Below are 25,567 nucleotides of genomic sequence, written 5' to 3' on the forward strand. Positions count from 1 at the left end.
ACGACTGATTAATGCGTGTGATGGTTGTCGCTGGATCCGGTGGCAAGGATATTGGCGGCGCTGGTGATGGTTTGCGTCACGTGCAACGGCCCGTCGACCACCACTGCGCCGACCAACTTGATTGCCGCTGATTTGACCGTCGCCGCTTCGGGCAGGAGCTGCGCCTCGGTGCCACCCACCTTCGCTCTGACGGCGTCATCCGTTACGACCACTTCGGTGCTGCCGACCTTGATGGTGACCGTTCCAGTCGGCAACGTGATGCTGTAGCTATTGGCCTGCCAGTCGTAGACCAGCGAACCACCATCATCGAAGCGCCAGACTTCCACATGGTCGCGGTTGTCCGGCTGGGCACCGGCGTTGCCATACAGCCCCGGAATAAAGGTGCCCATCCCCGCCTGGCCACTGGGGTTGAACAACACCCCCTGCTCGTTCAGGCTCGGCACCCGCCAGTGCCGCGCCTTGCCGGCAGCGAGGCTGTGCCAGCGCACCCAGGCGCTGGTCCATGCACCGTTGGACACCCGAACCGTGGCCGACGCCAGATCCACACCGACCACCACGCACGGCATCAGCATGGCGGCAATCATGCGGTCGTGTTCCGCACTGGCGTAACTCATAGGTCCTCTGGTCTCATCGGACCATCGCCGGGGGTAATGTCCAACAGCAGAGAGCCTGGCGGTTCATCGGGCCAAGGCCATTCCTCAATGCCCAGGTAAATCTGGTGGGTCCATTCCACCAGCCAGACGGTGTACCCATCGAGCTCTGGTTTGGTCCAGTCCTGCAGGGCCTGAACGAACTCGGCTGGCTCGACGGCGAGCCCCCACGTTTGCGAGCGCAGCAACACGGCTAACTGCGCCGCCAATTGCACAGCTTGCTGGCAATGTTGGGGACGTATCGGATCAACGATGATCCGTGCTTCGAAACGGCAAATCAGGGTGGTTTCGCCGGTGCCGATGTCGCGGCCTGGCTCCATTTCGGCCATCTCAATGAACACGACCGGCAACGCAATTCGATCCTTGATACTCGGCCAGGCGGTCGCCGCTTTGATGCCGGGCAGGCCGACCATCAGATGCTGCTCGATCGCACGGTAGAGCTGGTCGAGATTAAAAGGCTCATCAGACATTGGCCGTCCCCTTCAGATACTTCTGCAGCTCAAAGTTGAATTCCTGCTGCAGGATTTCCAGCAAGCGCGTGTTGGCCCGTTTGACCCAGGCGTCGAAGTGCGGGCGGGCTTGCTCCAGCGATACCTTGGCCTTGGCCAGCGGAAAGCGATTGCCGTTTTCCGCGACCCAGCCCGAACTCGCACCCCCGCCACCCGACACCGTGCTATCGGGATAGTCGTCCGCGTTGAAATGCTTGCTTGCCGTGCGAATCCAGATGTCCGGTTTGTTGCCGTAAACCTGCTTGAGAAAGGCCCCCTGGTAGCGCCGCCCCGCCACCGACACACCGCTACGGGATTGGCGAGCCCGGCCGATCCGGCTGGACTCGATGGCATTGAGGCCGAACCACAACTTGCCGCTCGTTGCGCCACCGGCGACCGGGTAGGCCCGCAGGCGCTGCCGCACTGCCGCCACGGCTATCCGCTCCTGGCGACTGACGGCCCGGGCAATGTGCGTGCGCAGCCAGCCCAACGTTTTATTGATGGCTCGACGCTGAGCCGCAGCCGCGGCTTTGGGGACCAACTTGCCGAAGTCTTCGAAGGCTTGCAGATCCGCGGTCGACGCCTGGATGGAGATCATCCCGCCGTCGGCTGAGGTTTTGTAGAAGCTGCCGTTACTCATGCGCGCATCCTCAGGATCAAGGCGACCAGACCGTCACCGCTCGGCTCCAGCTGCAGCAGGTCGTAGTCGCCACCGCCGTCCAGCGCTGGCAGATCGACGCTGACCAACATGCCCTGCTCCAGCCCCTGCGAATCGCTGACGCGAATCTCAAACCGTGGCTCGCGCAGGCCGGTGTTGAGTTTGCCGATCTTCGGTTGCAGCCAGGGTGCGGAGAACATTCCCAGCACCGGCTCTGCCCTGCCCTCGATGCGCGCGGTGTCGCCCAGTGTCTCGAACACCACCGCGTCAATGTCGGCGATCAGGTCGCGAAAGCCCATGATCAGAGCTCCAGCAGGATCTGCGCCAGAGGCCGGGTGCAGAGGTGCAGCGGGTTGGACTGCGCTTCACCGGCCATGCCTTTGTTGAACGGCATCGGCTCGATCTTGCTGTAGTACGGAACGCCCTCGGTGTTGACCGTTTCCATGTAGTCGGCCGGGGCAAAGACCGAGATGTACAGATCCGGTACGCCTTCGGGAATCAGCAGCGCTTTGTCGTCATGGATGAAGGTCACGCCGGCGATTTTGCCGCGATAACGCTCCCAGACAATGCCGCCGAATTCGAAGCTTTCGCGGGCATCGCCACGCAAGGCGGCGGCTTGCTGACTGTTGAGGAAGGTCTCTTTCACCGACTTGTGAACGATCAGCTTGTTCCAGAAATTTTTGCCACACAGGGCGCGCGAGCCACTGCTGGTGATGCTACCCAGCGCATCTTCCTGCAGGTCCAACGCTTCACCGCACTTTACGCGCAGCTCGGTCTCAGCATTGGCGAGTCCCATGGACATTTTCTTGCGGGTCACGCCGAAGGTTTTGTAAATGTCCAACAGCACCGTCGACCCGTCGGCATCGAGAATCTGCCCGTTCAACGCGCCCATGCGTTGAAATTCGTGAGTGGCATCCAGCTGTCGACGCGCTTTCGCCAGGCGCTTATTCACCACGTCCTGGACCGCCTGCAACTCGGAGCGCGTTCCGAAGGCGCGGATACCCTGAATCTCATCGGCCTTGATCGCAAAGCGTTGCGGCAAGTGCACGGTATTGAACGGGATCAGGTTGCGCTTCGTGCCACTGACCACCAGGCCAGATGTACCGCGCTCACCGGCTGGCACCAAAGCCAGGATGTCGCCATCCTTTTCGATTTGCACGGTCAGGGTGGTGATGCCCTCTTCCTGGAACAGACCCAGGCTACTGATGCGGCCCGGCAGGTATTCCTGTTCGTTGATGGCGGCGGTCAGCGAAGAGACCGAAAACGCGTCATCGTTAAAGATTTCAATATCAGCCATGAAGCAATCTCCAGAAAATGAAAAACCCGCACTCGGCGGGCTGGAAAAACAGGGATCGCCTTAGCGGACGATCAGGAAGTGAGTGGCTAGCGCCCTTTCGGCAGCGAGGTCCAGGCCCGTGAGGTGGGCTTCGCTGACTTCCGCCAGGCGCACCACGGCACGACCACGCCGCACCACATCCGATTCGCCGAGCGGGCCGTAAAGGATGGCGATCGCGTTTTCGCTACCGTCTTCGGCCGTTGGGTTATACGGAGCAAACTCACCGGTCAGGCTGACCAGACCGAGGATCTGTCCAGGCTCGAGTGCAGGGCCAGCGGCGACATTGATCGCTTCGCGGGAAATGGTGCCGGCCGCTTCAGACAGGAGAAATTCGCCCGCATGCATCGGCTCTCGTTGAATAGTCATCGTCTTACTCCTGAAGCAGGTTGGGATTTACCGGTCTGCGCGGCTTGGCGGGCGGACCAAATGGAAGGTTGATCGATTTTTTTGGCCTGCACCTTCAGGGCCGGGTCATCGTCCAGCGGCAAGCTGTTGTCGATTTCGAAACCCTTGCCACTGCCGACGATCTTGTCGAACAGACGCGCACGTACCGCTGCGACGTCCAGGCCAGCGGCAACGAACTCGACACTGAACTCGGGCAACCGCGCAGCCACGCAAAGATCGTTCACCGCTTTGGCCCGAGTCAGACCGGCCTGGACGGTGGCTTCGCTTTCGAGTTTGGTTGAGCTGAGCAGTGGCTCAATCAAATTGTTGATGCCCAACTCGGCACAACGCTGGGTGATCATCAGGGCCAACTTCGCCGAGTCGACCACGAGAGGCGTCAACGGCGGATCATCCGGTTCCAAGTCCGGATCAGACTCTGGCGGTTCGTCGAGCTGGGCCAGTAGCTCGGCCGGTGCGTGCTGATAACGCTGCAGCACGGCACCTTGGCCGACACATGCCTTAACCGTGACACCGTCACCCACTTCGTCAGCCAGCCCCAAGGCCACCGCCTCATTGGCGGTGAGCCAGGTTTCATTGGCAACCAGGCGCCGCAATTCGACCTCATCAATGTCCGGTGCTTTGGCCTTGTATGCTGCGATGATCGCCTCCATGGTTTGGTCCAGGACATCAGCCACCTTGCGAAAGTCTTCGGCATCCCCTGCCGCGTATGTCCACGGGTTGTGAATCATCAGCATGGCGTTGGAGGCGATCACAACCCGGTGTGCCCCGCACACCGCCACGCTGGCAGCACTGGCGGCCAGCGCATCCACCCGGCCGGTGCAACGCTCACCCAGACGCGACAACGCGTTGTGCATGGCCAGGCCGTCGAACAGGTCGCCGCCGATGCTGTTGAAGGCGGCGATCACCGGCGAGACGCCATCGTCCATGGCGCGCAGATCCTGCACGAACTGATTGGCGGTGATACCCCAGCCACCGATCTCGCCGTAAACAAAGACCTCGATCACCCGCTCGGTGGCTTCACCGCTCGCGTGTACCGCGTACCAGGTTTTATCTTGCACCGGCACGCGCTTGCCCGCCCGGTTGTAAATGCGCGGTCGCGTTTTCTTGCTCATGGTTGCTCCTTGTCGTCGATCGGGACGAAAGCGTCGAGGGTGGTGTAATTGAGGCCGAGGGTGGTGGCCCGGACCAGATCGGCGGCGTTTTCCGCGTCGACCGTTTCCGCGTCGTAACCGGTACGCAGGACCATCTCGCTACGTGAAGCGAAGCCGGCCTGCACCTCCATCCGCCGGGCCTGCACGTCCTGCACAGGCTGGATGTAGGCCCAACCTTGCGGGACCCAACGCGTGCGCAAGTACTCACGGCGCCGTTGGGTGTAGTCGTCCAGCACCAGAACACCCGACAACACTGCCATGTCCATCCAGGCCGCACGGACCGGTCGGCAAAGCTGATGCACGTAGACGCCGAACTGCAGTTGCTCCAATCGACGCCGAAACTCGTTGAGCACCACCCGCAGCGCCCGGTCGTTGACCTCGCGCATGTCGCCGGTGAGGATCTCGTACGGTGTGCCGGTACCGGCAGCAGCTGCCATCAGTTGCTGTCGCATGAAGTCGGGATAGTTGTTGCCCGCATCTGGCGGTTTGGAGAACTCGACCTCTTCACCTGGCCCCAGCTCTTGCATGGTGCCGGGCTCCAACGCCACCATCGGCGTGAAGCCGTCGCGGTCCAGGTTCAACGGTTGGCCGGTGACCGGGTCTCTAGGCGTCTGGACGCTATCCGGCGCCGGACGACTGATAAACCCGGCGAACAGGTTGGCGACTTCCTGGCGAAACAACACCGCATCGTCGTAGTTGTCGAGGCTGCGCAGGCGCTTCAACACTGGCGATAAACGCGGCACGCCACGCAACTGGCCTGGCTCGACCGGTTCGAAAATATGCAACACCTGAGCGGCCGGCACGCGCACCAGTTGGTTGTAACCGGCATTCAGCGAAGAAGCATCACGCGGGTGCGAGAGGTACATCCAGTACGCCACGCGCTTGCCACCCGGGGTGAACTCGATCCCGGCGCGGATGAAGTTGCCGTCGCGAGTGGTTTCGAACTTGTCGTGAGGGACAAACTCGGGGGCCAGGATCTGCAACTGCAACGGCACCGCGAGACCTTCATCCAGGCCACGCGGGCGCAGCCGGATAAAACATTCGCCCGAGGTTTCCACCGTGCGCGCGACCAATGCTTGCTGGCCGTTGAAGTCGGTGCGCTCATCGGCATCCGACTCATCGACCCAGTCGTCCCAAAGTTCCTGCAGCAATTTGCGCAGGGCTTCGTCGTCGGATTTTGGCCTTGGCGTAATACCGGTGCCAATCAGGTTACTGACGCGTTTGTCGATTACATTGTAGGCATACGGGTCGTTGCGAACCGCTGCCCGGGAGCGTGATCGCAAGTTGCGCAGCGCCGGGGTATTGATGCTGTTGATTCCGTTGTCGGGAGCATCCCAGCCAGTGGATCGTCGGCCCTCCCCGGCGCCTTCGTAACTGGCCTTGATGTTCGACGGCAACACGAATCCGTTACGGGTGAGCGTCGGATAGCGGGCCATTAGAGTCCTTTGCCTCCGTGGTACAACCGAACCACCCGAGAGCGTGGCCCGGCTGTACTGATCAACGAGGTGCGAATTTCCTCGCGCGCCTTGAGCAGTTCGTCGACGGTTCGGTATTCCACGGTGCGGTCGGTGTAGCGCACAACTTTTTCACCGCGAGCGATGGCCGCCTCAACCGCGTCGAGGTGCTTTTGGGTAAAGGACATATCAGCGTCTCTTCAGGTAACCGCTGGTGGAGCTGCGGCGTTGAGGGGGTGGTGCTGCCGGTCGCGGTTGGACGACCACAACAGTGGATTGCGGTGCCGGTTGAGCAGCAGTTGGTGGTGTTGAAGCGGTGACGCGTTCGCCTTGAACCGGTTTGATGTCCAAGGCGTCGTCGAACAGACCCGACTGCGCCATGGCCTGACGAACCCGCTCCCAGTCGTGTTCGTGGTAGCGGTTAAGACCCAGGTAATGGGCCATCGCCAGGCAGTACACCATCAGGTCGAGGGCTTCATTGCGCTCGGCCTTGCCCTTGACCCATTCGATACGTTTGTGGCCCTTGATGTAGCGGGTCACCTTACGTTCGACGACGCATTGCTCGAAAAACTCGTCTGGCAGATCGTTGGCAAAGTGCAGCGCGCCGGGGCCTGACTCGAACGCATAGCGGTTGTAGATCCAATCCTTCGCGGTGTCGGTACCGACGAACCACAGTTCAACGCCGTTGCGCTCCGTCTGACCTTTCCAGGTCACATCCATCATGGATGGCCGCTGCGCAATGACATTCCTACCAGGCTTGCTCGCTCCCTTGACTGCAAACACGTTGCGCCAGCGACGCAGGCGGCAGAACTGATAAACCTCGTCGGTGTGGTGACCACCGGAATCGACCGCCGTGGCGAGGATCGCCAATCCCACACCGCAAGGGTGCCGATAGCGAACCTTGAGCTTGTCATCCAGCACCGACCAAGTGCTTTCATTGGCTGGGTCGCCCCAGATGATTTGGTGGTCGATGATCCACCGCTCCATACCGATGCCGAACCCCATGACCATCAACTCCAGGCGGTTGGCCTGGACGTCGACTGAGGCAGTCAGCATCAGCACGCCCGAAGACATCGAGCCGAGCCCGTAGGTCTCCAGCCGCGCACGCGCAATGAGGACGGCCGCCTTGGTTTGCTCCTGCGCGCTATCCCATACCTTGGCGAGACGGGTGTTGTAAAACACCTGCATTGGTTCAAGGTCACCTTTGGCCTGGGCCTTTTTTGCCTTCTCGAATTGCTTAGCCAGGGTCTTCCAGTCCATCCAGCCGAGGGGTGAATACAGTGCGTTGAGGTGGAAACCTACTGTTTCACCATCGCCCTCGGCATGGGCGCGCCATTCACCGTTGGCGAGCATTTCGCCCTTGTGATACTCCTCGATCAGCACATCGCAATCAGAGCCCGCGCACTGGTAATGCACGACGCTGTAATCTTTCGAGTAGTGCAGGCGCTCCCATTCCAAGGTCTGCATGTGACCACAGCTCGGGCACGGTACGTAGTAGTAACGCTGGTCGCTGCCTTCGAACAGGTCTGAGATCCGAGAGGCACCCTTGATCGTTGGCGAACTGGAGAAGTAAAACTTAGCGTTGCGGCCAAAGGTACTACCCCGGGTTTCCGCCAGTTCGATGGGGTCCCCCTCTTCGCCGATGTCCACTTCCCAGCGGTCGATCTCGTCGCCGTACACGTAACGCGCTGACAGCTCAGACAGGTTGGCTGCCGAGCCAGCGGTCGTGACATACAGCGAACCACCTTCAAACTCCTTGGTGTCCATGGTGTTGCGCGAGTCACGCGATCGGCTGGACGCTACACGTTCTCGCAGCACAGGTGTGGCTTTGATCGTTTTGCCGATGCGCGACGACACCCGCTTTGCGAGGCCAAGGCTCGGCAACAGTGTCAGGATGTTGGACGGTGCCATGTGGATCAGGCCGCCAATCCAGTTCAAGGCAATCTGTGTTTTCATCAACTGCGAGGCCACCATGGTGACCACGCGTTTACAACGATGTGACGGTGATAAACACCGCATAGGTTCGCGCGCATAAGGTGTTCGCGATGTCCGGTATTTACCAGGCTCGGCAGCGCCCGTGTCACGCGGGATACGCATGTACTCGTCGGCCCATTCATCAACCCAAAGCGCTGGCTCGGGACGCAGCCCACGGTAATACGCCTCGCGGTACACCTGTGCACCGTTGGCATATTCAGCAGGCATAGGTCTAACTCGTAGTCGTTACAGCGTGAATAAAGTCTTCATTGGAAATGCGCTCGGCATCCTCAAGCGCGCTACGAAGCTCTTTCATCAGATATTTTTCAATATCCCAAGGGTCATTCATTGCTGACAGTTCGGGAGCGAGTTGAGGCGGCAGTGCCAAGAGCAGATCGCGCACCATCCGCCCGGAGGCGAATGCAGCCTCATCCACTACTGTTCGCTCCACCAATTCACCGCTCGCTTGGAGAACTTCGGTCTCAGCCTTTTCAGCTTGGGCCAGCGCAAGCCGGGTTCTGGCTTTTTGGTAGTCCGGCGCAGCCGTGGAAAGCGCGGTCGGGGATGCATGCGGGAATGCAGGCTCTGACTCTTGATGGCCGAGGACCCGCGGAACTTTGCCAAGGGAATTACTGCGCGATGGATCGCTGGTCATCGCCAGGTATTGCTCGCTTGCTTCAACGTCCACTTTGCCGTCGAGGGTCAGGACCAGGCGGCCACGCTGGACTAATTTGCCAACGTATTGCCGGGACCAGCCCTTGCTGCTCGCATACTCTGTTCGACTCAAAATGGTCATGTAAACCTCCTGTCAACCAAGGGGTGTCAACCGCCGTCAACCTCTGTCAACCAACGTGGAAAAATTACCCGCTAACACTTTCCCGCGGGTTTCCGACCCCGTACCCCTCGGATAAACCCAGGGTCCCCGGCGGTTTTCGGTGCCCCGGCCCGGTGCATCACCCCTGTTCACCGCCGGAGGGTGGCGCTTCGCAGACACCCAGCCGCTTGGCGGCCCAGCGTTCGTAGAGGCCTATGGCAACATCAGCACCGGCCATCGCCGTCAAGCAACCCAATGCGCCCGCCGTCCATATCGACATGCCGGCGGCGATCATAAGCATCATCGCCGACACGCCACAGACAATGCAGGCACCGGACCGAAGCGCAAGCCTTCGCAACAACACCCAGCCCCGCGCCCCATCCTTGTCTGCCCGCCACATCTCACCGGACACGCCACCAACCAACGCCAGTACGATCACTAACCAGATTGGCATCTCTGCCAGTGCTTGTTGTTCGCTTGTCATTTGCTCGCTCACTGTGAAAATGGATGCTCACCACCACTACTGCTCTGTTTCGGTGATCCCGGATGTCGAATAAGCTGACGGTTTATTCTCGAGGGTTGTCATGAATACTCTGAATGTCTTGGTCGCTGTAGCAGCGCTCATTCTTTTTCCAATCGGCGTTGCCACGTTCATGCTCTTGTGGGTTCAGGCATCTGACGAAGACAAAATGAAGTGGAAAAAATTGAGGGCTATCTGCACCGAAAAAATCACTCGTATCCTGACTTACGCGGGCACTCTCGTACTTGTCATACGGGGCGGCTTGGGAATCGTAGCTTTCGCCATAACCGATGATCCTCTGACTCGATCCAGCGTCCTGCACTTACTACTGGACTGCTGGTCCATAGTCGTCTTCGCCGCAACCGGCTTAGGACTTGCGGTGATCTGGCGAAAGATGGATGAAGCTCAACGCAATCAGCAATCGTGAATGACGCGCACAAAAAAACCGGCTATATGGCCGGTTCCTTTCGCCGCTCTCTGCGGTCGCACCTATCGAAGATGACTACTTTTTACAGGTGGATTCTCATGGCAGCAACCCCACTTTAATGCCACCCGGTGAATATGTGGGTAACGCAGGGTGAACGCCTAGCGAACGTCGGCGAATACACCACCTCGGCAATCTGTTGCTGTTGCGTTGTCCCATTTGTCCCACCTTTCAGGATCGAAGTGGGACGCCTGAGAGCGCCTGAATTCGGGGCCTCGCCCCACTGTCCTACTGTTTTATCTACTTTCTCGTGTAAAGGAAGAAATTGAATAACACGCGTGCGCGCCAAGGGCGCGTGCTGGTGCCCGCTCCGCTCACATGGGCGGGAAGCCCCGACAGGCGGGACAGTGGGACAGCCCAACAACGACAAGGCCCGCGCTTGTCCCACCACGTCAAAACGCAGTGGGGCAAGGCGGGCCAGTGGGACATCAACAGCCGGAGTCATGCCTCGGGTCACGCAGCCTTCCCCATCAACATGCCTTCGATGTTCACATGGGCATCGTGCAAACGACGGTAATACGTCGGCGCACTGCAACCGCAGTGCAGCATCTTCTGCGACAGAAAGCTTTCGTGGTTGCAGTAGTGCTCCATCACTACCAAGGCAAGCTCGGGTGCAAGATGCTTATTCACGATCAGCTCAATATCCGCCGATTCATCCAGCAGCACGCGACTGCCGCGAGTCCCCCGAATCAACTCCCCTTTGCACTCCATCAGCATCGCGATCATGTTGCCGCCGCTCGCTCCACCGAAACAGGTGGTTATCGGCGAGTGCAGCTCCTCGGCCCAAAGCTTGAGCATCTCGTCGATTCGCTTAATCAAAGCACGGCTCCTCAAACGTTTCCCTCTGCAACGCCGAAGCGCCACCCCAACCTGCCGGCTTCTTGTAAGCCCAAGGACGCTGCCCACTTTTCGCCAACGCCGGCATCCGTGTCCGTCGCCATCCAAGCCGGTGCATGATCGCCCCGACACGCATCTGCTCGGGCTTACCCCAATGGCCGAAGTCGAGCTTCAGCGCATTAGTCAGCACCTCACTGCCAGACGTGGTTTCACCGATCTGCGATTCCTCCAACCAGGTCAGAATTGGCCCTTCCCACTCATCCACCACAAAGCGCTCTTCCTGCGCTTCAGCAAAGGTCGGAGCCTCATCAGGCGTCACCCACCAGATATCGCCCGCCTCATAGCAAAACATCGCTTCTGCCCAGAGCTGGTCACGGATCTCACGCAGCAGCTCCAGGTCGACCTTGGTACAAGCCACCGGCCAATAACGCCGGTTACCGGTGGCGTCCTTGAGATACTCGTCTTGGTTGGTCGTCCCCACAAACACACACTGGCGTGGCACGTCGTTAGTTCGACGGCCGTAGCTCTCGCGGTAGGTATCAGTCGACGCGGAAAAGAACTGCTTGGCCTTGGTGCTCTCCGCTTTGTTGAAGCTGTCCAGCTCCCCCAGCTCGACAATCCATTTGCCACGGATCGCCTGAAAACCGTCCTTGTCGCCCAGGGCAAAAGGCGTATCCATGAACCACTCGCCGCCGAGGATGCTCATTGCCGTCGACTTACCAGCGCCCTGCGCGCCTTCCAGAATCATCACCGAGTCAGCCTTGCAACCGGGCCTCATTACCCTCCCTACCGCCGACAGCAGCCAGCGCTTACCGACCTTCGCCGAGTAGTCGCTGGCCTGAACGCCCATGACATCGGTGAGCCAACTTTCCAGCCGAGGTACCCGGTCCCATTCGAGCTTGTGCAGGTACTCCCGCACCGGATGAAACGCATGATCATGAGCGACAACACTCACCGCTTCGATCACCTGCGTCGACTTCACCCGCAGGTTGTATTGCTGCGCGAGCCACTTCATCACCCGCACGTCATCGATGTCGGCCCAGTCGCCCATACCACCGCCGTAAGGGGCAGAGCGCAACTTGACGATCTTCGAACTGAAGGCGCTGTAAGTGATGACCCCGGCCCAGCGCTCGTCATTCCCAAGTATCAGCTCGACGTTCTGCATGTGGGCAATCAGGGCGCCGCTTTCGGTGCGAGCCAATTGGTCTTTCCAGCCACCAGCAGCCGGTGGCTTGACCACCGCCAACACCTGGCGGCGTACTGCTTCCAAACCTTCGGCAACGTGCAGGTCGTTGAAGTCTGTCCACTTGTCTTCCCGTTCACCGGAGAAGATCGGCGCAACCACCTGGCCACCGACGATCAAGGCGGCGTTGTTCGCCTTCTCTTCACCGGGGTTCCAGGCATCACCATTCGCGCGTTTCGTCTTCCAGTCATCATCCCGACAAACGATCAGCGGGCAACCCGGAAAGCGCTCACGCATGGCCTTGCACACCACTAGCAAATTGCCCGCATCGAACGCGATGGCCACCGTCAGCGAAGTCGCCATATGCAGGCTGGCGCCCGTGGCGTAACCCTCACATACCAGCACCGGTTCCCCCGGTTCAGGGTGAGGCCCGATCAGGTGAAAAGCCCCCTCCTTCGACATCCCATAAGGCCAGTAAGACTTATCCCGACCGGTATCTTCCTGCTTAGCCGGAAAGACCACCTGCAGGCCAACGATCTGGTCCCGCACGTTGCACATAGGCACCAAAAACGCGCCAGTGCGCGGCGCGTAACGAACACCAAAACCGACGATCTGTTTTCGATCCAGGTAGTCGCTACGCCCCTTCTCCGGCATGCGCTTGAACAGCCCTGCCGCACGGTTCGCCGCTCGACGTGCAGCATTGGCCGCTATATCGGCTGCGCGACGCTTGGCGTCCTCTTGACGAGCGCGCATAACCTCACGCTCTTCAGGCGACATCCGCCCCGACTTCACTTTAATCTTCTGCGTTTCCCCCGAACGCCAGTCACCGAAGCTCCCAAAGATCAGCGTCTCGCCCTTCTCGGTGCGATGTTCGTGAACCACGTACCAACCGTTCTTTTCTTTGCCCTTGTCCTGCGTGGTCTTGCACCGGCTAAGCTTGCCAAAAATTAACGGCTGGTCCGGCTCGAGGCCGTAGTCTGCAAATTGACCCAATACCTCATCGAGCATGGCGGGCCTCCCGCGATTCGTCGATGGACTGGCAGATCACGCACTGAGTGCAACCCGGAAGTGCGAGTCGACGAGCTTCAGGGATGGGATCATCGCAACCTTCACAGAACAGGAATGAATGCGCCGCCGAAGCAGGCTTGGCGGCGTTTCGTGCAGCGAGTGCCTGATCAAGACGCTCCTGCACCAAGTCGTTGGCAAAGTCAGCGATATCAGCCACGGTCGACACCCCGCGTTGTTTGATTAACGTAGGTGGCGCGGTTGAACATCCCCAACAGCCCTTGAATTCCTCGAAACACCTGCAGGCGAATCGCGGCCAGCTCGTGGTCCGTCACCACGCCGTCGCCAATGCTCTTGGCCCATGTCTCAGCCAAGTCCGCGACCTGCCGAAAATACTCAGCAATGCCGGTAGTCAAGGTTTCAGGCATGTTGTTGGTGTACGCCTCAGCCAACTCCTGCCAAGTCGTATCCCCGACCAGCGCATGCACCGCGTCCAGAATGCGGCGGTCCTTGGTCAACTCCAGGATCTCGCCGAATTCCTGAATGTTCACCGTGTGGCTGGGGTGGGTTGGAGACAGCTTGTGCTGCAGCGTGGTGGCGTTTCTGCCGGTGGTGGCGGCAATTGCAGCAGCGCCGCCGGGATAGTCCCGGGCAGCATGGTAAAGCGCTAAATCGAGCGGCAGGATTTCCCGCTGCGCCCGTTCTACAGAACTCAGAGCGATTCGGCTCATGGCATTAATCCTTACAGGTTGCCAGTGCCGCGCGACATGCAGTGGTGTTACATTTGCCGCGTGGCTTGAAAGGGCCCAAACGCCGGCTAGATCTTCAGGATCGAACCGGCACCGTGCCGAGGCGAACGATCCGTCGTTCACCTCTGGCGCAACAGCTGCCCAATCTGTGGTGGAAAAGGCAGCAACACCAAGGCATCCGTGCCTTGGATAGCGCGGTAAAGAGAGGTGGTTAGCATGTGGTGTGCCCGCCTACCTTTATCGCGACCCGACAGCGCTGTGGTGGTGCGTGCCGGGAGGAACTGGGCGGCCAATTGGTCGCCTTTTTTCTAACTAGGCTGCAGCTCTTTGAGGTGCGGATGCATTCAGAAGCCAAGTGGCCTCGAATACGTTGCCCTTCTGTTTTGCCGCTGCTGCTAAAAGCACAGCGTATTTGGTTTCACCCGTGTAATCGGTTCGCGGTAGGCAAGCTGCCTGGCGCCACTTGTTCAGCGCCTGATAGCTCCGGTCGCAAACCTTGGCAGCGGCCCCAATTCCGCCTACGGCTTCAAAAGCGAACGCAATGGCATTCGGAAAATCTACGGGGTCCAACATGGCAACCTCCACTTATCAACTTGCGGTTGATGTTATAGATCAACTGACTATTGCGCAACCTTTGTGACACTCTCAACTTATGGTTGATAAAAATATACTCCGCGCAGCTTTCAGCGAGCGCCTACACGAAGCCCTCAACGACGCCGGTGTCCGCAGTCGGGGTCGTGGCGTAGACATCCATCGTCAGTTGAAAAGCTTGGGGATTCAAAAGACCACTCAGGCCATCAGCAAGTGGCTAAATGGCGAGGCTATGGCCGAAGCGGACAGCATGGCTGCGCTTTGTTCATGGCTGAAGGTGCGTCGTGAATGGCTGGAGTATGGCGTGCTGCCGAAGGAACAAAGCGGCGGACGCCAGGAGATACGATTAGTTGTCGGGGACCAAAGCAACGTAAGCGAGATCAACCAACGTTTCGGCAAGATCCCGTTGATTTCCTGGGTGCAGGCCGGTGCTTGGTGCGAGGCGATCTCTAACATTGAGGCCTACGACGCCGATTCATGGCTTTCTTGCCCTGTACCGATCAGCAACCAAGGTTACGCACTAAAAGTCCATGGTGATTCAATGACGAACCCAGGGCCTGGCCGAAGCTATCCTGCAGGTTGCATTATTTTTGTGGACCCAGAGGCTGAGACTAAAACTGGTGATCGAGTTATCGCTAGAGTTCCACGCACCAATGAAGCGACATTTAAAATTTTGGTTGAGGACGCTGGCCGTCAATTTTTAAGACCTATCAATCCGCAATATCCAATTATTGACATTACGGAAGAAACGCATATTTGCGGAAAAGTAGTCGGATCCTTCATACCCGAATAATCAAAAGCTTTCCAAGTCTTCATTATTAAGAACATGATAGCCGGTTAAACCTGTTACATGCACGGCGTGACTGAGTTGATCAAGCTGCTTATCTGTAAGTGTTTGCATTCCATCCAAAACAATAACCAACTGACATGTCGGCACTCTTTTTGTAATGCTGGCATATGTAGCCAACTTTGAAGGTAGTTTATACATTGCATCTAACAGGCGATGAAAGTTTTTAGCATCAGATAAGTATTTCACCTCGAAAATCTCGTCTGGCTGTTTCGATTTCTCAGGAAACTTCATCACTCCATCGACCGCTAGTATCTGATCCCCAGCTTTTAAAACCACATCGCGCTGGATAGGATAGCCATAAAGCTCCTGAATATAATCAAGCGCCAGTGATTCGAATCTAACTACTCTTTCAAGGAGCTTATTATTTGTAAACATGGAACGTTTATTCACACCAGGCTGAAACACCCCTAAAACCCTACCGTCTTCCGCTATGGCGGCGTACCTAGAAACGTTTCTTTTCTTAGAGACGATAGATGGCTTTTGAGCGTGAACATTAGATTGATTATCAATACTAATTTTTGTAGAAGAATCTACAGAATTTTCTATAATGTTTATCTCGGCGATGTCTTTTTTAGCACCCTCATCTCCAGCGGCTGATGCATTTGCGGATTCAGGAATAGGTAATTCAACTACTTCATCTAAATTTTCATTTGCAGCTTTGCTCGCCTTTCCTCCTCCTAGCTCATCCAACTCAGCCTTGACTAATCGTAATTTTTCTTCTGCGCTCATAGTGCTAGTTTTGTAACTAAAATATTCCTTATTACCTCTAATTATCGCTGCAAGAGTTTGTAAAAATTCCAACTCCGTAACCGCAGTCGCAATAATAAAAACCGCCGCAAAATATACACTAATGTGGTTACCAAATAACGCCAATGCTGCAACAATAAAAATTGCTAGAACTCTCAAACTATGAGCTCTGACCCCTTCAATTAATGAAAGTGCTCCAAAAATCAAAGCAGCTAGGCAGAGGATCCCTCCAGCGGCTTCAAAAAAAGTATGGGGATAGAATTCAGGCATTGTAATTATCCAAAATCGGAGGCGAGGCGAGGCGAGGCGATCGCAGAGTGCCATCGTTTTAAGGCTTTTCCTAGGACCATTTCGCAGATTCAAAACCAATCGACGTTGACACATATCAATTGTTGGTTGATATTTGCCTTGCTCTCCACCACAGAGCGAGGCGACATCATGCACACCACAGCCACCCTGCACGTCCATCCGGCCACTGCCGACCCCAACCGCATCTTCGAGATTCGCCGACTGGCCCGCGAATCCGGCTGCGCATTCATCCCCACGAAACCCAAGCAAAAAGCTCGCAGCACTCCCACTCCGTTCGATCCGAACGGCGGAGGGTTTGCAGCATGAGCAAATTCAAACTCGACAATCGCCCACTGCAATTGCTCAACGCCCAAGTCAACCTAAGCGGCACCTTCAACCACGTACTCAGGTCAGCCCCTAAGCGCGAAGCCGTGGCGTTTCGCCTGAAGGTAGAACGCAACGCATCGGACACCCTTTTCGTCGTTGAGCCGGGCAGCGAGCGCCACACGCTGACCTTGCTGAATGAAAAGAAGATGCACCTCAAGCTGGCCGACTTCATTGAAGAGATCGTCAACGGCCCTTTTGATGCCAACAACACAGCCGACCTGATGAACATCCCACACGCCAGCCGCAAATACGCCCACTTCGATATCGAGCATAAGCAACAGGTGCTCGACCTTGTGCGTACCGGTGGTGCGGTGAGCCTCGACATGGGTTTTGAGGTGCCCCTACACGTCGCCTTGCATCGCACTAAAACCCGCTCTGGTGTTACCACCATCATGAGCATTGGCGAAAAAAGGCCGCGCACCAAATGCTTCACCGTATACGGCAACGATGTCGAGATCTACGACAAAGTGGCCGAGTCCATCAACCACCTGGTCGCGGCAGCAACACCCGCCGCGCACGCTGCTTGAGGGGGATGACGTGGAACGCACACTTGCCCAAGCCGCGAAGCACCTCGGTATGACTCGACCCAAGCTGATCGAACTTATGCGGGCAAAAGGTCTGCTCAATAACCGGAACCTTCCCGCCTACCCGACCCGCGATCGCGATTACCTACGGATCAAGGACAGCAACTGGTACCACGAAACCGCTGGCATGCAGTACAGCCAGTCAACCCGTGTCAAACAACCCGGCATCCGCTGGCTGGCCGATCAATTGGGGCTGGATCTACCCGCCATCCCGGTAAATAACCGTGACGTGGCCTAGAGAATACGCTCGCCAGATCGTCGCCATGCGCACACGCGAGGAGCGCAATGCCGCGCTTCTCGAAGTGCCGGAACACCTGCGCGAGCTGACCAAAACACACTGCCTGAATGCCTGGAACCACCCGACAAGAAACCAACGCAAGGAGGCTCAGCAAACCAATGCATAACACCAGCCAGACACCGCTACGACTGCGACCCGCACCCGAGTCAGCCACCGTGGAGCTGCTTTACCGCACCTTCGGCGACGTACTGATCCCACTGGAAAAAGTGCGCGAACAGTACTTCCGCAACCTCAACGAGCAATCGTTTGTGGCCGAGATCAACAGCGGTCGAATCCAGCTCCCCATCACCACGCTGGACACCAGCCGCAAGGCACCGAAGTACGCGCACATCCGGCATGTCGCTTCGCTCATCGACATCCGCGCCTACAAGGCAGATGAAGAGATGCTGCGACCGCAGGACGATTCAACCGGGTGAAACACCTGACCCAACGGCTGCCACCACCAGCCTACGACAACACCAGGAGCACACCACATGACTGCAATTCAAATCTGCGCATTGATCGGCCTCATCGTCGGCGCCGCCCTGCTCTACTGGACCGGCTACCGAGGCGGCCTGATCGATGGCCGCATCGAGGGAATCGACGAAGGCAAAGCCATCCAACAATCCGACAATTCAGAAGCCATCCGCGGCCTGGAGCACTCACTACACCAAGTTCGTGCCGAGCGCCTGCAACTGTACGCCCGCTACGAGCGCGCACTGGAGGCCTCAAAACTGGGGGAGCAGGAGCGCCTAACTCTACTGGCCATCGCTGACAAGCTCAGGATCGCCGCCGAGACATTCAGCGCGTTCCGCACCGGCAAAAAACTAGAACGCGATTCACTCGCCCTGCGCGATCAAGCGCTCTCCATGGCAGCCCTGCTAGAGCCAGCAACGCAGAAGGAAGCGGCATGAATTGCGCCCCCCAAATGTTGCGCCTGACACCACAGACAGCCGGCGCCTTGCAACAGCAATGCATCAAAGCCACCACCGAGTTGCTGGAACTGACGCGCTTTCGAAATGAGTTCGACCGGCAACTTGTCGCACTGATCGGCAAAGACGCCCTGCGCAAACTGAACAAAGACACCAAGAACGCCCTGCTTCTGGCGGACCTGGTCAAGGAGGCAGCATGAGCCAGATTTCAAACCACCATCGCCACACGGCTCACGCTTCACCAGCACTTGATGGACCAACTCGCTATCGAACACCGGAGCAAAGCGGCATGAAAATGGACCAGCACACCACCCAAACATCGACCGCTTTGCTCTACAACGCCAATGGCGTCGACACACCAGAAACAAACAGTCTCTGCTGCGCAGCAGCAGGCATTATTGCCCCTCTCTGTGCCACTGCCGAGGTGCTTATACCCCACGAAAAGCTGCGCGAGGCAGCCATACCTGATGCAACGCTAATCGCTCAGAATCGCCCGCCCGCGCAGCCTGTTGTGGGGTATACGCGCGCTGACTTCGACTCCGAAAGTCCGTCACAAATAGCCGTCAACGAGGTGCAGATCAACGAGCGCACCGAGTTCGAAAAAGAGTTCCCAGTACCCGAAGGCCTGCAGTATTGCGTTCAACGCGACACGTACATCACCGCGCCAGCCGCAAAGACATCCGACTCGTTCGCTCGTGAGCATTACGCCTACCGGGCGGGCTTTGCAGCATGGAAGCGCAGAGGGTGGAAGCATGCCGGACAGCTGCAGCAGCTGGAACAAACAAACGCCTGCCTAAGAGCACAGCTAAATGCGACTGCCCAGCAACAGCATCAACAGGCGCGGGACTACCTCCCTCCGGAGGAAGCATGAATAGTGGAAACACCCTCCAAATATCGAGCGAGACCTTATCGGAAGATGAATTGGCAGCCATTACTGGGTACAAGACGCCATCCTTCCAGCGCCAATGGCTGACCCGAAACGCTTGGGAACACGTACTCACCGGCGCGCAACGCCCCGTTGTGGGCCGCGTATACGCCCGTTTAAAGCTTGCCGGGGTAAGGCCGTCAGCAACCAATGCTGTCGCTGAAACCTGGTCCCTTGATCTATCACGCGTGAGCTAACAATGCGCCAGAAGAAACCAGCAAACCGAGACCTGCCACCACGGATGATCCGTCGTACCCGAAAAAGGAAAAACGGCCAGATCTGGGTGGGCTACTACTACAACGGCAGGGACGCCGAGGGCAACCGCGTCGAGATCCCCTTGGGCGGCGATCTCGACGAAGCCAAAATCGAATGGGCGCGACTTGACCGCACAGCCACCCCCCAACCGGCCCGCGTAATGAGCCGGCTCTTTGACGACTACGAGAAAAAGGTAATCCCGACTCTCAAGCCAGGCACACAAAGCGACTACCTCAAAGGCCTTAAACAGCTTCGAAATGCATTCGAATCAGCCCCAATCGACGCGATCACACCACAGGTAATCGCCCAGTATCGTGACGCACGCACGGCCAAGGTACGCGCCAACCGTGAGATAGCGCTGCTTTCAACCATGTTCACTTTCGCCCGCGAGTGGGGCCTGACCGAGAAGGCCAACCCTTGCTTCGGCCTGCGCCGCAACAAGGAAACGCCTCGGGACTACTACGCAGGCGATATCGTTTGGAACGCGGTCTATGGTCAAGCTCCGCAGGAACTGAAGGACGCGATGGATCTAGCATATTTGACAGGTCAACGTCCGGCCGACGTGCTCAAAGCTTCAGCCACGGACCTCAACAATGGGCTCCTAATGGTTGGCCAGGGCAAGACGGAAAAACGCCTGAGAATACGTCTCTACGACGGCGACAAAGAGACCGACCTTTGCATCTTCATAAACGGCCTGCTCGATCGCCGCGTCCAAGCCGGCACCAGGACCTCAATTTTGATCACAAACCAAGCAGGCCTGCGCATGAGCTACAACATGTTGCGCAACCGCTGGGACGAAGCCCGAGACAAGGCTGCAACGCAAGCAGCAACCGGGGGAGATACAGAGCTGGCCGTCACAATCCGGAAGTTTCAGTTCAGGGACATCCGACCAAAGGCCGGTAGCGAAATCGAGGACATAAAAGATGCAAGCCGCCTGCTTGGACACTCAACAGAAGAAATGACCAAGAAGGTTTACCGTCGAGTAGGAGAAATCGTTAAACCGACAAAATGATAGCCAAATGCTGGCCCACCACCATAAGATAATTGTTTTACAGAATGAAGCAAAGGACGCGGCATGAGCTCCACAGCACACGAATCTCCTCCGGAAGGATTTGATATTCCCTTTCCCGAATATTCAGAGGAGGACATACGGGATTGGAATGAAGCCAGATATGCTCAACTCATAAGCAATCCAGTCGAATGGTTTGAGCACAGCAGGGCTCTAATCGCTACCGCCCGAATAACAAGAAAGCAATCTGAAAAAATCATCAACCGCACCGAAAAAAATGCCCTAGAGAATGTTTGCTCAATGCTTTACGGATTATCACTTGAAAATCTTTTTAAAGCTCATTGGTTTCTCAACAAGCACGGAGCACCTCATTTATCCAGTTGGCAGCCGGAAGCTAAGTTTCCGAAAGAAGTAAAGACTCACGACCTAGTCAAACTCGCAGGCCTGATTGACTTAGGCTTGAGCGAAAAGCGACGCCATATTCTTCAACATCTTAGTGAAGCCGCAACATGGGCAGGCCGCTACCCATGCCCCATCAGATCCGATGATATGGGTACAACGCTTCTTCCCGGCACTTTCGATGTCGCAGAAAAACTCTATCGAAAATTGAAGGTTAACTTCACCATCTCCGACTGACCGGAACAAAAAACAAGGGGGATCACTGCGGCGTTCCCCCTGATCAACAATGATAAAAGCAAGACTGTTGCGGAACACTTATTAAAAATTGCGGAACACCGACTTTTTAGCAGGCAATAAAAAACCCCGTAGATCATTGATCTACGGGGCTTTTAAGAGTGGAGGCCGAGGTCGGAATCGAACCGGCGTAGGTGGATTTGCAATCCACTGCATAACCATTTTGCTACTCGGCCTCAAACATCTGATGTCATGTAGCACAACATCAAACGCGTACAAACTTGGAGTAAGATTCATGATCTAACTCCTTGAAAACATTGAGCTTTTTCAGCGGTCAGTGCTTTCGATGGCGTGAATTATGTACTGATTTCCCGAGGCTGGCAACCCCTTGATTTCAAAAAAAATTCCGTCAGGTGGTTTCGATGTTTAAAGGGGTGCTCAACCCTTCCGGCCGGGTTCGTCTGTCACGTCTTCTACCGCGATCAACGGTTCAATGCCCCAGTCGCCATGCAGATACCAATCGTCTCCGATCATTTCGGCTGGATGCATTGTCCTGTCGGAGCCATTGCCGCACGCCAGGGAGTTTGCTGGACAGTACCTGTCGCAGCCCCAGCAAATGCGCTCGGGGTGCTTGGGGCTGATGGGAAAATTCTTGGCCATGTCGATCCCCGGCTTGCCTGTAGGATGTGCCCCCAACCTATATCGCTCGCGCAAAAACGACCTTGATACGGATCAAGGTATGGCTAAGCTTTGCTCTGCTGGGGAATCAGCCGCTTTCCCCCCTTGGGCGGCCAAAAAAAACACCTGGAGAAGCTACTTATGCCTGGTAAAAAAACTCCTGCCGAAGACCAAAGCCCTGTCCAATTGTCGACCTGGGATGATGAAGTCACGGAAAAATCACTCGATGCAGAAGCATTTGCCTCTCCCCCCGAATTGACCAATGCAGAACTGGTCCACCTTCGTGTCCGGGTGATTGCCCTGGAAAACCTGGTCATCGCGTTACTGACACAAGGTTCGGACCAACAATTGGCCGTCGCCCGCGAAATGGCCGCTTACATTTCACCCCGGCCCGGCTTCACCCAGCATCCTCTGACGATTCACGCGGCTGCGCAGATGAACGATTGCGTCGACCGTGCCGAGCGATTTCGAAAGCGCTCCCCGTCGTCCCAGGCTTAATCACTGCAAACTTGATAACAATCATTATTATTCGCAGGAAAGCTTCCTACACTCGGGCTCCCACTCGTCAGTGCCCAGGAAGACATCATGCGTACGACCTTTTCGCTGTCACTCGCCCTGCTGTTGCTAACACCGCTGGCTCAGGCCAAGGAATACCCGATAGGGGAACCGCAGCTGTGTCCGGGGCTGGAAGTCGGGGCGGTGTATTTGCAGCCGATCGAGATGGCGCCTGCCGGAATGATGCGGGCCACCGCGGATTCCGATGTGCACCTGGAAGCCGACATTCGCGCCACGGCGGACAATCGACAGGGCTTTCAGGAAGGCAGTTTCGTGCCTTATCTGAATGTCTCGTTCAACCTGAAAAAACAGGGCAGCGAGAACGAACTCAAAGGCGATTTCCACGCCATGGTCGCCAATGACGGCCCGCACTATGGCGACAATGTAAAGCTGCTCGGCCCCGGCAAATATCAACTGACCTTCACCGTCCTGCCACCCGGCGGTCATGGTTCCCTTGGCCGCCATACCGATAAGGAAACCGGCGTAGCCCCCTGGTTTGAACGCTGCGAATTGCATTACGAGTTCATCTACGCCGGTATCGGTAAAAAAGGCGGCTATTGAATGAAGCGCTTGCTGATTGCCTGGCTGATGCTTGCCGGAGCAGTTGCACCGTTCACAGCCTATGCCGAATTACCGAGCTATGAACTGAGCCTGCGCGATGGCCACTTCTCCCCTGCCTTGCTGGAGGTTCCGGCCGGTCAGCGTTTCAAAATCGTTCTGAAAAATATCGGCCAAGGCCCAGCCGAATTCGAGAGCACGCCCTTGCGGGTTGAAAAAGTACTGTCGCCGGGCGTGACAACTTTCGTGGTCATTCACCCGCTGAGGCCCGGCCACTACCCCTTTTTCGACGAGTTCAATCCGCAATTGCCCGAGGGCGGCATCCTCGCGAAATAACCCGTTCCAACACGGAGATTTCATGAATCAATCTATGTTCATTGTCTGGCGCGAAAGCGTCGAGGCGCTGCTGGTGATCGGCATTCTCCAGGCCTGGGTCAGCCAGCAGCCTCAGGCTGATCGACTGGCGAAGTACTTGTGGGCAGGCGTCGTGCTGGGATTGCTGTTCTCGAGCCTGCTGGCAGTGTTGATTCTGTTTGCCGGTGAGGCAATGAGCGGTTCAGCCAGCGAGTGGTTCCAGGCCGCACTCGCGTTGGTGGCCAGTTTGCTGATCGTGCAAATGGTCGGCTGGATGCATCGCCACGGGCGCACCCTCAAGCACGATTTGCGGCGACACGCCGATAGCCACCTGGCCCGGCAAGGTGGCGCAGGCCTGTTATTGCTGGCCATGCTTGCCGTCAGCCGCGAAGGCAGTGAAACGGTGGTGTTTCTCTATGGCGCCGGCGCTCAGTTACGAGGTCCGCAACTCGGCTTGTTCGCCATTGGCGGTGCAATGGGGCTGGCGCTATCGGCCCTGACCATTGCCCTGCTGCACAGCAGTCGACAGTTCATTTCGTGGCAACGATTCTTCGCCATCAGCGAAGCCGTTTTGCTGTTGCTCGGCGCGGCAATGCTGGTCAGTGGCACCGAGAGAATCGGCGGTCAATTACTCGCCATGGATTTGCCGGAGGCAATGTACAGCCTCGTTGGTGATGCGCTTTGGGACAGTAGTGCCGTGCTCAGCGACAGCCATGGCTTGGGTGGTTTCCTTGCCGGTTTTGCCGGTTATCGCGCGACGCCCAGCGGCATGACATTACTGGTGCTGGCAGGTTACTGGCTGACCGTCGGCGGATGGCTGCGTCAACGTGCTGCGGAAAAAGTCCCATGCCTGAACTGAGTCGCCACAATCGATGGCTGCAGCGCCTGGGCGACGGCATGCGTCGTCATGCTCCCGTCATTCGCGCTGTGCAGTGGGCCGTTGTACTGTTCTATGCGTTGTTGTTGGTGGTACCGGCGGTGTTGCCGCTGCCGGGCAGCCAGGCACGGATGCTCGATAACCTGACTCTGTTCGCGCAGTTTTTGTTTTGGGGGATCTGGTGGCCGTTCGTGCTGCTGACGATCGTGCTGTTCGGCCGCCTCTGGTGTGGGGTTCTCTGTCCGGAAGGTTCACTCAGCGAATGGGCCAGCCATTACGGCAAAGGTTTGGGTGTGCCGCGCTGGTTGCGCTGGGGCGGCTGGCCAACCCTCGCGTTCTGCCTGACGACCCTCTACGGCCAGTTGATCAGCGTCTATGACTACGCCCAGGCGGCGCTGTTGATTCTGGGCGGCTCGACCGTCGCCGCGGTCGTTGTCGGGTTGCTGTTCGCCCGGGGCAAGCGGATCTGGTGCCGTTACCTGTGCCCGGTCAGCGGCGTCTTCGCCCTGCTCGCTCGCCTGGCTCCCGTACATTTTCAGGTCGACGAACAACGCTGGATGGAAAACTCCGCACCGCGCCTGCCGCCGCCCAACTGCGCGCCTTTGCTCGATATCCGTCGCATGCAAGGTGCTAGTGATTGTCATGCCTGCGGACGCTGCAGCGGACAACGCGGCGCTGTTCAGCTGATCGCTCGCTCCAGCAATCAGGAAATTCTTCACGCGACGGCGCAGGCACTTTCACCGTGGGACGCGCGCTTATTGCTGTTCGGCGTGATCGGCCTGGCCATGGGCGCGTTTCAATGGACGGTCAGCCCATGGTTCGTCGCCCTCAAACAAACACTCGCCCAATGGCTGGTCGAGCACGACCAACTCTGGGCCCTGCAGGACAACGCGCCCTGGTGGCTGCTCACCCATTACCCACAGTTCAACGACAGTTTCAGTTGGCTAGACGGTTTCAGCATCGTCGTTTATCTGGGTTTGAGTTCGATGGTGTTGGGCACGGCGCTGATGATCCTTCTGCGCCTGACCGCGCGACTGGCGCAAGATCCTGCCCTGTATTGGCCCCTGGCAATGACACTCACGCCCTTGGGTGGTGCAGGGTTGTTTCTCGGGCTGTCGGCCACAACGGTGAAATTGCTGCGCTATGAAGGGCTGTTGCTGGAATGGGTACAACCCGCCAGGGCCTGTCTGTTAGTGGCCGCGATTGGCTGGAGCCTGTTGCTGGGATGGAAACGGCTGGACCGCGAAAGCCTTTCCCTGGCGCGGCGCGGGTTGGGCAGCACTTGCCTGTTACTCGCCATCGGCTTGGTAGGCTTCGGCTGGTGGTTGCAGTTCTGGGGCTGGAACTGAGCCCCCGCCG

The 25,567-nt window shown here is 57.6% G+C and carries 37 protein-coding genes and 1 tRNA gene; 18 read left to right on the forward strand and 20 right to left on the reverse strand.

The annotated features are described in order from the left end of the window. Positions 1-8: 8 nt before the first annotated feature. From BLW70_RS20540 to BLW70_RS20595, 12 genes are all read right to left on the reverse strand, one after another. Entirely contained in the window at positions 9-614 is a 606-nt protein-coding gene (locus tag BLW70_RS20540; RefSeq protein WP_074877051.1) for a phage baseplate assembly protein V, read from the reverse strand. After that, entirely contained in the window at positions 611-1,120 is a 510-nt protein-coding gene (locus tag BLW70_RS20545; RefSeq protein ID WP_074877054.1) for a hypothetical protein, read from the reverse strand. The genes BLW70_RS20540 and BLW70_RS20545 overlap by 4 nt, the downstream gene beginning before the upstream one ends. After that, positions 1,113-1,778: a hypothetical protein gene (locus tag BLW70_RS20550; RefSeq protein ID WP_074877056.1), complete on the reverse strand. Its 666-nt coding sequence runs from the start codon at positions 1,776-1,778 to the stop codon at positions 1,113-1,115. The genes BLW70_RS20545 and BLW70_RS20550 overlap by 8 nt, the downstream gene beginning before the upstream one ends. Further along, the gene (locus BLW70_RS20555) at positions 1,775-2,095 is read right to left on the reverse strand and encodes a head-tail joining protein (RefSeq protein ID WP_074877058.1); all 321 of its coding nucleotides are present in this window, start codon (positions 2,093-2,095) and stop codon (positions 1,775-1,777) included. Before BLW70_RS20555 ends, BLW70_RS20550 begins: the two co-directional genes overlap by 4 nt. A gap of 2 nt (positions 2,096-2,097) precedes the next feature. Then, on the reverse strand, positions 2,098-3,093 hold the full coding sequence (locus BLW70_RS20560; RefSeq protein WP_074877060.1) for a major capsid protein: 996 nt from the start codon (positions 3,091-3,093) through the stop codon (positions 2,098-2,100). A gap of 60 nt (positions 3,094-3,153) precedes the next feature. Further along, a complete protein-coding gene (locus BLW70_RS20565; protein WP_074877063.1) occupies positions 3,154-3,498 on the reverse strand; it encodes a head decoration protein in 345 nt (114 codons plus the stop codon). Then, the gene (locus BLW70_RS20570; protein WP_074877066.1) at positions 3,495-4,649 is read right to left on the reverse strand and encodes a head maturation protease, ClpP-related; all 1,155 of its coding nucleotides are present in this window, start codon (positions 4,647-4,649) and stop codon (positions 3,495-3,497) included. Before BLW70_RS20570 ends, BLW70_RS20565 begins: the two co-directional genes overlap by 4 nt. Then, a complete protein-coding gene (locus BLW70_RS20575) occupies positions 4,646-6,124 on the reverse strand; it encodes a phage portal protein (protein WP_074877068.1) in 1,479 nt (492 codons plus the stop codon). Before BLW70_RS20575 ends, BLW70_RS20570 begins: the two co-directional genes overlap by 4 nt. Further along, a complete protein-coding gene (locus BLW70_RS20580; RefSeq protein WP_074877070.1) occupies positions 6,124-6,330 on the reverse strand; it encodes a phage head-tail joining protein in 207 nt (68 codons plus the stop codon). The genes BLW70_RS20575 and BLW70_RS20580 overlap by 1 nt, the downstream gene beginning before the upstream one ends. A 1-nt stretch (position 6,331) precedes the next feature. Beyond that, positions 6,332-8,344 carry a phage terminase large subunit family protein gene (locus tag BLW70_RS20585; protein WP_074877072.1) on the reverse strand — a complete coding sequence of 671 codons (2,013 nt, stop codon included), beginning with the start codon at positions 8,342-8,344 and terminating at the stop codon, positions 6,332-6,334. Between the two features lie 4 nt (positions 8,345-8,348). Continuing rightward, entirely contained in the window at positions 8,349-8,912 is a 564-nt protein-coding gene (locus tag BLW70_RS20590) for a hypothetical protein (protein WP_074877074.1), read from the reverse strand. A 157-nt stretch (positions 8,913-9,069) separates the two neighbouring features. Continuing rightward, positions 9,070-9,414, reverse strand: coding sequence for a phage holin family protein (locus tag BLW70_RS20595; protein ID WP_074877076.1), 345 nt, complete (start codon positions 9,412-9,414; stop codon positions 9,070-9,072). Positions 9,415-9,514: 100 nt separating this feature from the next. Here BLW70_RS20595 and BLW70_RS20600 point away from each other — a divergent pair, with 100 nt between their 5' ends. After that, the gene (locus tag BLW70_RS20600; RefSeq protein WP_074877078.1) at positions 9,515-9,877 is read left to right on the forward strand and encodes a hypothetical protein; all 363 of its coding nucleotides are present in this window, start codon (positions 9,515-9,517) and stop codon (positions 9,875-9,877) included. Positions 9,878-10,387: 510 nt separating this feature from the next. Here BLW70_RS20600 and BLW70_RS20605 read toward each other — a convergent pair. The 5 genes from BLW70_RS20605 to BLW70_RS20625 all read right to left on the reverse strand — a co-directional run bounded on the left by BLW70_RS20605 (position 10,388) and on the right by BLW70_RS20625 (position 14,281). After that, on the reverse strand, positions 10,388-10,753 hold the full coding sequence (locus tag BLW70_RS20605) for a PA0613 family protein (RefSeq protein WP_074877080.1): 366 nt from the start codon (positions 10,751-10,753) through the stop codon (positions 10,388-10,390). Further along, positions 10,746-12,962, reverse strand: a complete 2,217-nt coding sequence (locus BLW70_RS20610; RefSeq protein WP_074877082.1) for a VapE domain-containing protein — start codon at positions 12,960-12,962, stop codon at positions 10,746-10,748. Before BLW70_RS20610 ends, BLW70_RS20605 begins: the two co-directional genes overlap by 8 nt. Next, complete coding sequence (locus BLW70_RS20615; protein ID WP_074877084.1) at positions 12,952-13,179, reverse strand: TraR/DksA family transcriptional regulator; 228 nt, start codon at positions 13,177-13,179, stop codon at positions 12,952-12,954. Before BLW70_RS20615 ends, BLW70_RS20610 begins: the two co-directional genes overlap by 11 nt. After that, entirely contained in the window at positions 13,172-13,690 is a 519-nt protein-coding gene (locus BLW70_RS20620) for a phage regulatory CII family protein (protein WP_074877086.1), read from the reverse strand. Before BLW70_RS20620 ends, BLW70_RS20615 begins: the two co-directional genes overlap by 8 nt. A gap of 330 nt (positions 13,691-14,020) precedes the next feature. Next, a complete protein-coding gene (locus BLW70_RS20625; protein WP_074877088.1) occupies positions 14,021-14,281 on the reverse strand; it encodes a hypothetical protein in 261 nt (86 codons plus the stop codon). 79 nt (positions 14,282-14,360) lie between these two features. Between BLW70_RS20625 and BLW70_RS20630 the strand changes: the two genes are divergently transcribed. Continuing rightward, positions 14,361-15,092: a LexA family protein gene (locus tag BLW70_RS20630; RefSeq protein ID WP_074877090.1), complete on the forward strand. Its 732-nt coding sequence runs from the start codon at positions 14,361-14,363 to the stop codon at positions 15,090-15,092. Here the strand turns inward: BLW70_RS20630 and BLW70_RS20635 are convergent, their stop codons facing one another. Continuing rightward, positions 15,093-16,166 carry a hypothetical protein gene (locus tag BLW70_RS20635; protein ID WP_074877092.1) on the reverse strand — a complete coding sequence of 358 codons (1,074 nt, stop codon included), beginning with the start codon at positions 16,164-16,166 and terminating at the stop codon, positions 15,093-15,095. 168 nt (positions 16,167-16,334) lie between these two features. On the opposite strand from BLW70_RS20635, the gene BLW70_RS30845 reads away from it, so the two are divergent. The 11 genes from BLW70_RS30845 (at position 16,335) to BLW70_RS20680 (ending at position 21,189) form a co-directional block, all read left to right on the forward strand. Further along, the gene (locus tag BLW70_RS30845; RefSeq protein WP_162842861.1) at positions 16,335-16,511 is read left to right on the forward strand and encodes a hypothetical protein; all 177 of its coding nucleotides are present in this window, start codon (positions 16,335-16,337) and stop codon (positions 16,509-16,511) included. Continuing rightward, on the forward strand, positions 16,508-17,098 hold the full coding sequence (locus tag BLW70_RS20640; RefSeq protein ID WP_074877094.1) for a hypothetical protein: 591 nt from the start codon (positions 16,508-16,510) through the stop codon (positions 17,096-17,098). The genes BLW70_RS30845 and BLW70_RS20640 overlap by 4 nt, the downstream gene beginning before the upstream one ends. A 10-nt stretch (positions 17,099-17,108) precedes the next feature. Next, positions 17,109-17,393 carry a phage antirepressor KilAC domain-containing protein gene (locus BLW70_RS20645; RefSeq protein WP_074877096.1) on the forward strand — a complete coding sequence of 95 codons (285 nt, stop codon included), beginning with the start codon at positions 17,109-17,111 and terminating at the stop codon, positions 17,391-17,393. A 25-nt stretch (positions 17,394-17,418) separates the two neighbouring features. After that, positions 17,419-17,559 carry a hypothetical protein gene (locus BLW70_RS30850; protein WP_162842862.1) on the forward strand — a complete coding sequence of 47 codons (141 nt, stop codon included), beginning with the start codon at positions 17,419-17,421 and terminating at the stop codon, positions 17,557-17,559. Continuing rightward, positions 17,552-17,869, forward strand: coding sequence for a pyocin activator PrtN family protein (locus BLW70_RS20650; protein ID WP_074877098.1), 318 nt, complete (start codon positions 17,552-17,554; stop codon positions 17,867-17,869). Before BLW70_RS30850 ends, BLW70_RS20650 begins: the two co-directional genes overlap by 8 nt. Before the next feature lie 57 nt (positions 17,870-17,926). Continuing rightward, on the forward strand, positions 17,927-18,346 hold the full coding sequence (locus tag BLW70_RS20655; protein WP_074877100.1) for a hypothetical protein: 420 nt from the start codon (positions 17,927-17,929) through the stop codon (positions 18,344-18,346). Continuing rightward, positions 18,343-18,564: a hypothetical protein gene (locus tag BLW70_RS20660; protein ID WP_074877102.1), complete on the forward strand. Its 222-nt coding sequence runs from the start codon at positions 18,343-18,345 to the stop codon at positions 18,562-18,564. Before BLW70_RS20655 ends, BLW70_RS20660 begins: the two co-directional genes overlap by 4 nt. Further along, positions 18,561-19,235, forward strand: a complete 675-nt coding sequence (locus BLW70_RS31160; protein WP_235865011.1) for a hypothetical protein — start codon at positions 18,561-18,563, stop codon at positions 19,233-19,235. The genes BLW70_RS20660 and BLW70_RS31160 overlap by 4 nt, the downstream gene beginning before the upstream one ends. Beyond that, on the forward strand, positions 19,232-19,486 hold the full coding sequence (locus BLW70_RS20670; protein WP_074877104.1) for a DUF4224 domain-containing protein: 255 nt from the start codon (positions 19,232-19,234) through the stop codon (positions 19,484-19,486). The genes BLW70_RS31160 and BLW70_RS20670 overlap by 4 nt, the downstream gene beginning before the upstream one ends. A gap of 2 nt (positions 19,487-19,488) precedes the next feature. After that, complete coding sequence (locus BLW70_RS20675; protein ID WP_074877106.1) at positions 19,489-20,556, forward strand: tyrosine-type recombinase/integrase; 1,068 nt, start codon at positions 19,489-19,491, stop codon at positions 20,554-20,556. 63 nt (positions 20,557-20,619) lie between these two features. Beyond that, positions 20,620-21,189, forward strand: coding sequence for a hypothetical protein (locus BLW70_RS20680; protein WP_083383381.1), 570 nt, complete (start codon positions 20,620-20,622; stop codon positions 21,187-21,189). A gap of 159 nt (positions 21,190-21,348) precedes the next feature. On the opposite strand, the gene BLW70_RS20685 is transcribed toward BLW70_RS20680, so the two are convergent. Next, positions 21,349-21,422 (reverse strand) — tRNA-Cys (locus BLW70_RS20685). A gap of 202 nt (positions 21,423-21,624) precedes the next feature. Continuing rightward, positions 21,625-21,846: a DUF3079 domain-containing protein gene (locus tag BLW70_RS20690; RefSeq protein ID WP_074877108.1), complete on the reverse strand. Its 222-nt coding sequence runs from the start codon at positions 21,844-21,846 to the stop codon at positions 21,625-21,627. A 159-nt stretch (positions 21,847-22,005) separates the two neighbouring features. Between BLW70_RS20690 and BLW70_RS20695 the strand changes: the two genes are divergently transcribed. From BLW70_RS20695 to BLW70_RS20715, 5 genes are all read left to right on the forward strand, one after another. Then, a complete protein-coding gene (locus BLW70_RS20695; RefSeq protein WP_074877110.1) occupies positions 22,006-22,362 on the forward strand; it encodes a hypothetical protein in 357 nt (118 codons plus the stop codon). Positions 22,363-22,449: 87 nt separating this feature from the next. Next, positions 22,450-22,980, forward strand: coding sequence for an iron transporter (locus BLW70_RS20700; RefSeq protein WP_074877111.1), 531 nt, complete (start codon positions 22,450-22,452; stop codon positions 22,978-22,980). Next, positions 22,981-23,313, forward strand: a complete 333-nt coding sequence (locus tag BLW70_RS20705) for a cupredoxin domain-containing protein (RefSeq protein WP_074877113.1) — start codon at positions 22,981-22,983, stop codon at positions 23,311-23,313. It begins immediately after the preceding gene. A gap of 22 nt (positions 23,314-23,335) precedes the next feature. Beyond that, positions 23,336-24,190, forward strand: coding sequence for an FTR1 family iron permease (locus tag BLW70_RS20710; protein WP_074877114.1), 855 nt, complete (start codon positions 23,336-23,338; stop codon positions 24,188-24,190). Then, a complete protein-coding gene (locus tag BLW70_RS20715; protein ID WP_074877115.1) occupies positions 24,178-25,557 on the forward strand; it encodes a 4Fe-4S binding protein in 1,380 nt (459 codons plus the stop codon). Before BLW70_RS20710 ends, BLW70_RS20715 begins: the two co-directional genes overlap by 13 nt. Positions 25,558-25,567: the final 10 nt, after the last annotated feature.

It is taken from the genome of Pseudomonas frederiksbergensis (assembly GCF_900105495.1).
Lineage (GTDB): Bacteria > Pseudomonadota > Gammaproteobacteria > Pseudomonadales > Pseudomonadaceae > Aquipseudomonas > Aquipseudomonas frederiksbergensis.